This window comes from Microcoleus sp., assembly GCF_049646505.1.
Taxonomy (GTDB): Bacteria; Cyanobacteriota; Cyanobacteriia; order Cyanobacteriales; family Microcoleaceae; genus Microcoleus.
The window spans coordinates 1-5069 of record NZ_JBARVX010000303.1 but is presented as its reverse complement, the minus strand read 5'-3'; the positions used below and the strand labels follow the sequence as shown (position 1 = coordinate 5069).

The 5069-nt window shown below is 49.2% G+C and carries 6 protein-coding genes; 3 read left to right on the top strand and 3 right to left on the bottom strand.

Annotated features, from left to right (window positions below):
- Positions 1-64: 64 nt before the first annotated feature.
- A complete protein-coding gene (locus tag WBA89_RS15885; protein ID WP_424408033.1) occupies positions 65-970 on the bottom strand; it encodes an MBL fold metallo-hydrolase in 906 nt (301 codons plus the stop codon).
- A gap of 359 nt (positions 971-1329) precedes the next feature.
- On the opposite strand from WBA89_RS15885, the gene WBA89_RS15880 reads away from it, so the two are divergent.
- Positions 1330-1467 (top strand): hypothetical protein, encoded by a 138-nt coding sequence (locus tag WBA89_RS15880; RefSeq protein WP_424408031.1) that lies wholly within the window; start codon positions 1330-1332, stop codon positions 1465-1467.
- 241 nt (positions 1468-1708) lie between these two features.
- Here the strand turns inward: WBA89_RS15880 and WBA89_RS15875 are convergent, their stop codons facing one another.
- A complete protein-coding gene (locus tag WBA89_RS15875) occupies positions 1709-1927 on the bottom strand; it encodes a hypothetical protein (RefSeq protein WP_424408029.1) in 219 nt (72 codons plus the stop codon).
- A gap of 86 nt (positions 1928-2013) precedes the next feature.
- Here WBA89_RS15875 and WBA89_RS15870 point away from each other — a divergent pair, with 86 nt between their 5' ends.
- On the top strand, positions 2014-2955 hold the full coding sequence (locus tag WBA89_RS15870) for a hypothetical protein (RefSeq protein WP_424408027.1): 942 nt from the start codon (positions 2014-2016) through the stop codon (positions 2953-2955).
- On the opposite strand, the gene WBA89_RS15865 is transcribed toward WBA89_RS15870, so the two are convergent.
- The gene (locus WBA89_RS15865) at positions 2923-3537 is read right to left on the bottom strand and encodes a hypothetical protein (RefSeq protein WP_424408025.1); all 615 of its coding nucleotides are present in this window, start codon (positions 3535-3537) and stop codon (positions 2923-2925) included. The genes WBA89_RS15870 and WBA89_RS15865 overlap by 33 nt on opposite strands.
- 522 nt (positions 3538-4059) lie before the next feature.
- Between WBA89_RS15865 and WBA89_RS15860 the strand changes: the two genes are divergently transcribed.
- Complete coding sequence (locus tag WBA89_RS15860; protein ID WP_424408023.1) at positions 4060-4965, top strand: alpha/beta fold hydrolase; 906 nt, start codon at positions 4060-4062, stop codon at positions 4963-4965.
- The last annotated feature ends 104 nt before the right edge of the window (positions 4966-5069 follow it).

Here is a 5069-nt window from a genome sequence, read left to right as displayed (position 1 = left end):
CCCTAACTTAAATTTTTGATTTTCCACCTCAAGATTTCAGAACCATCTGGCCATCTCAAATCCATCAGACAGACACTTTAGGCGAAGGCACCGATTCTTCAGACACATCCTCCTGATGAGGAGGCAGCAACTGTAACGACAAACCTTCCCGCGCCATCAAACTGTTCGGGAACCTTTGAGCCACTTGCTCTCCCACCTTGTCTAAAAACTCGTCATTGTGCAGCGGGTCGTGGTGAAAAATCACCAGCTTCTTGACATTAGCAGCCTTTGCCACCTTCACCGCTTCCTGCCAAGTCGAATGTCCCCAACCAACTCTGCTGGTCTTCTCCGAATAATACTCCTCATCCGTATAAGTAGCATCGTAGATCAGCACTTCGGCATCCCGAGCCAAATACAGCACATTTTCGTCTAAACGATCGGGAAAATGTTCGGTATCAGTCACGTAAGCAGCCGAATAGCCCCGCCAGTTCACCCGGTAGCCCATAGCTTCCCCCGGATGGTTCAACAAAGCAGTTTCCACCTTAATTTCTCCGATTTCCAGCGGTTGACCCACTTCTATATCGTTAAATTTCAGGTCTGCCCCCATAATTTGCAGGGGCACGGGAAAATTGGGGTGAAGCATCTGGTCGTTGAGCCGCTGCTGGATAGTAGCCTTATTAGGAGCCACTGCCCCATAGATGTGAAAACAATTGCCCTTAACAAAAGCGGGGACAAAAAATGGGAATCCTTGAATGTGATCCCAGTGGGAGTGAGTAAAAAACATATGAGCTTCTACGGGCATCTGCGACAGGAGAGTTTGTCCCAAAACCCGCAATCCAGTACCGCCATCAAAAATTAGGCGGCTCTGACCCACTCGCATTTCTATACAGGGCGTGTTGCCCCCGTAACGTACTGTTTCAGCCCCTGGAGACGCTATGCTACCTCTAACGCCCCAGAAGTGAACCGTGAACTGGTTTTGCATACTAGACATGGGTTTTCCTGCAAGATTACTCCGGCGAGCCATCGGTAAAATGTTTACATATTGGTAAGGGCTTTGCCATCAAACCTCAGTTCTTTGACTGTCGAGTTTTGCACGATAGGTGTCAAGAGTCTCGTTTGCCAGAGAATGCAAAACTGTTGAGCTTGACGGCAGGCTAATAAATTACAAGGTAGACTATCGAAGTCTCGACCGCCACTATTTTGCTTTCTTCAATAGCCTAACCTCTACAGACACAATTTGGGGGAGCATTTCTGCCTGAGTCTGGTCTTGTAGCAGCCTATATTTTCCCGCCTCCGCACTTGCCGGCACAGTATGGCGCGGTCTGTTGTTGGCGCTGCCAGTTTACGGGTTTGAGCCCGGATGATGGCTTGGATGCGATCGTCTCCGATCGATCGACCGTAAGATCGAGATATCTGGGTTGGTTGGCGATCGGGCGATCTGGTCGATCGGGCGCGACGGGCTCCGGGCCCTACCGGAATTACGGCTAATTTACCGGACTTGATTTGTTGCCATTATTATTCAAAAATAATAGCAGTTTAGGAACGATCGTGCTATTGATTTTCAAACAATAATATTTGAATTTTCGGGCATCACCTGCGGCTGTCGAGCCCCGCGATCGAGCTTTGAACCCACCCGGATCTGACATCCGCCGACAGGTTCGAGAAACCGGGCCCGACGGCAAAAGGCTGAATTTTCATCGCGTATTTCTTGGGAAACTGCTTCTAGCACTCAAAACCCCCCAAATTTCTGAAATTTATCAGTTTTCGGTGTTTTGTCGGCCCGCCTGCTGCTCCCGCGCCCGCGCTGTCTCAAAAGTGATTCAGAAATATTCGCTGTGGGCGGGCCGTACTTTTTTAAACAATCTTCAATTGCTCTATTTTTGGTAATGATGGCTCGAAATTCAGCGCAGTTGCGGTACTCGCTGCGGGTGAGAATTTCCGATATCATAGAGTATAAGACTCTTATTTGCCGAGAATCTAAATCATTGCTAAAAACGCCGGGATAACTGAAAGTTATTTATCAAAAAAGTCACTATGAATCAAGTTAAAAAAACTACAACAAAGCTGAAGAGATTGCCAGTGAAAGTATCCGAAGACACTTGGCAACTCGATAAACTCCCCCCGATCGACCCGTCCGAGGACATGACTGATGGGCGAGCTTTGAGAGAGATCCGTCAGCACGATCGCTTGAGGGGAATCGCCGGGACAGCCGAAACCAGAGGCCTCCGGGTTGAGACCAAAACCGCTCGGAGCCGATCGCCCGTGGCTTCGATCCCCTTTGCCAAGTGGCTGCTAGAGCGTTTGACTCGATCGAAAGGTTGGCTGGCACTTGTCGCCCTGGGAGCAGTTTGGGGGTTGTGGAACAGTCAGCTACTGTTTTCGACAGGGCTGGGGATCGCAGCGATGATACTGGTTTACCGAGGAGAGTCGCGGGAGTGGCAATTGCTGCGATCGCAAGTCGAGCAATTTTGGGATAGCCCGAACCGCCGGTTTGTCTTAGCGGTGGGCACCGGCGGCATTGCTGCCTTGGTCGCTTACATGAGTTTGGCGGTTTGGGCGGATTCCGAGAGCCACTGGATGGCTGCGAGCCTGATTTTGCAAAACTTGGGGACGATCGCCATTGCAGGGCTGCTGCTGCGGCAAGCGCTGAGTCTGGGGGCCTCAAAAGATGAAGCGGCGCTCGATCGCATCCTGGCAGATTTGACCGATGCTGACCCCGTGAAGCGTTTGATTGCAGTGCGGCAAATGACCGATTTGGTGAATAGCGGTGGGTTTGGCCGTCGGAGTTCTGTCAAAAGTCTGCCCGCCAAGCCAAGGAACAGGATCGCCCTAACCCGCGCTGCCGAGTGCTTTCGCCTGATGCTGAGTCGAGAACCGGAAGCTTTAGTCCGCAACGCTCTTCTCGAAGGTTTGCAGACGTGGGACGATACCTATGGCTTGAATTCAAAATCCAAAAATAAAGTCATCGACTATTAGCTGACCGTCAAAAGCATAAAAAGTAATTCGATGAATATTCGGGGCTTTGACGCGCAGGGGAGCGCAGGGGGCGATCGGAGAATTAGATCCTGCTAGATTGGGTGCAGGCATTTCATCCTGAACAATTGGGTTCCCGTCGATGTCGCAAGCAGATAAAACAGTTCGCCGCGAACTGGTGACAAGTCCTGACACGGTGCGAACTGGATGCTTGAAAGTAACTTCTATCAATCCGGTTTTTGGAGCTCCCATTAACACTGTTTTCCCAGAACCCGTCAAAAATGCTGGGTTTGAAGGTTGGATGGCGACGGCATTGTTAAAAGTCACCCCCCAATGTGCAAACTGGTTTTCTACTACTTCAAAGCATTTCAAGTCTTCTAAAGCTAGGCGGACGATCACCGGTACGGTGGCGCGCGATCGCACCTCTAACCCCGCGCCCGATCGTTCTGGAGTGGCGACTAAAGACTTTTTGCCGTTTAAATCCATGCTTCGACAGGCTGTATCAAATTCTGCAAACCCGTCCGATTGAAGACTTTGTGCGTCAACCATAAAACCCTCGCGATCCCGTTTCCTGAGCAGTTGCATTTTTAGTAGATCTCCTGGAAATTGCTTGTTTCTGGTGTTTTGGAATTTGTAACGGCCTTGCTTTGGAAATTGCCCAACCTGCAACGCCGGAATCGACAACCGATCCCCCGCTGATAACAAGGACTTTCGACCTCAAAATCCACTGCTCCGCAAAATATGGTAATTAATTATTCGTGATTGGCGATCGGCAGCAAACTTTTTACCCGCCTGAAAGTGAAATCGAATATTTCTGCTTTCGGGGTTGGCGAACCCACTCGATTTTGTTGAGGGGTCTTACCCATCATTTTGCTATTATCTCCGATCGGCGTTAGGCAAGCAAGGGTGAGGATAACTACACAGGGGAACTCCAAAAAATCGCAAAACTTAGTTGCTGTCTGTAGTTTCAGGCTTCGTTTGTACTAAAATAGATTGAAATCCATACTTAATCTTTACAAAAACTCCGCTAGCTTTGCAACTTTTTTAAACTGAGACTGGGCTGCGGAGGAAAATCTAAAATCTAACAGCGATTATTGAGGTTTATTTATGCTTGTGCCCCTCGGCTTCGGTCAGCGATCGATAGTTACTTCTCTCGGCAGAATGGTATACTACACTGCTGAAAAAATGCCTTGGCTCGAATTGTCTGCCCAGGCATCGGAAAACAAACCGAATTTGGTATTTTTCCACGGTTTTGGGGGCGGGTCTAGTGCCTACGAATGGTCGAAAGTTTATCCGGCTTTTGCCAGCGAATATCGAATTTTGGCACCGGATTTAATCGGTTGGGGGCGATCGGAACATCCGCAGAGAAATTATCAAGTTGAAGATTATATCACAACTTTGATTGAATTTCTAGAAAAAACTTGCGACAGTCCGACGGATGCGATCGCTTCTTCGCTGACTGGGGCGATCGCGATTCGAGCTGCGATCGCCCGCCCGGATCTTTTCAAATCGCTGATTTTGACAATACCCAGCGGTTTGTCGGACTTCGGACAAGATTACGGCAGCAGTTTCTTCGCTAAGCTAGTCAACACGCCGATTTTAGACCGTTTGCTCTACAGTACCGCGATCGCCACAGACGGCGGCATCCGCAGCTTCCTAGAACAGCGCCAATTTGCCGATTCGCGCCGCATTTACCAAGAAATTGTCGATGCTTACCTCGAATCTGCCTTGGAACCAAACGCAGAATATGCCGCCCTGTCTTTTGTGCGGGGAGATTTGTGCTTTGATTTGTCGCTGTACATCGCTCAGCTAACAACGCCGACAGCGATTATTTGGGGAGAAAAATCGCAGTTTACCGGGCCGGATATCGGCCAGCGATTGGCCAGTCTCAACCCCGAAGCAATCAAAGTTTTTCAATCTCTGGAAAATGTGGGTTTGACTCCGCAGTTGGAAATTCCGGCTGTGACTGCTGGCTTAATTCGACAATATTTAAGGTTGCTTTCTCAAGGGTGAAGAAGGAAGAAGTCATTAGTCATTAGTCATTAGTCATCAGTCATGTTTTGCTGTCGCCTCCGAGCTTTCCGTACAAAGTCATCAGGAAGAAGGAAGAAGGAAGA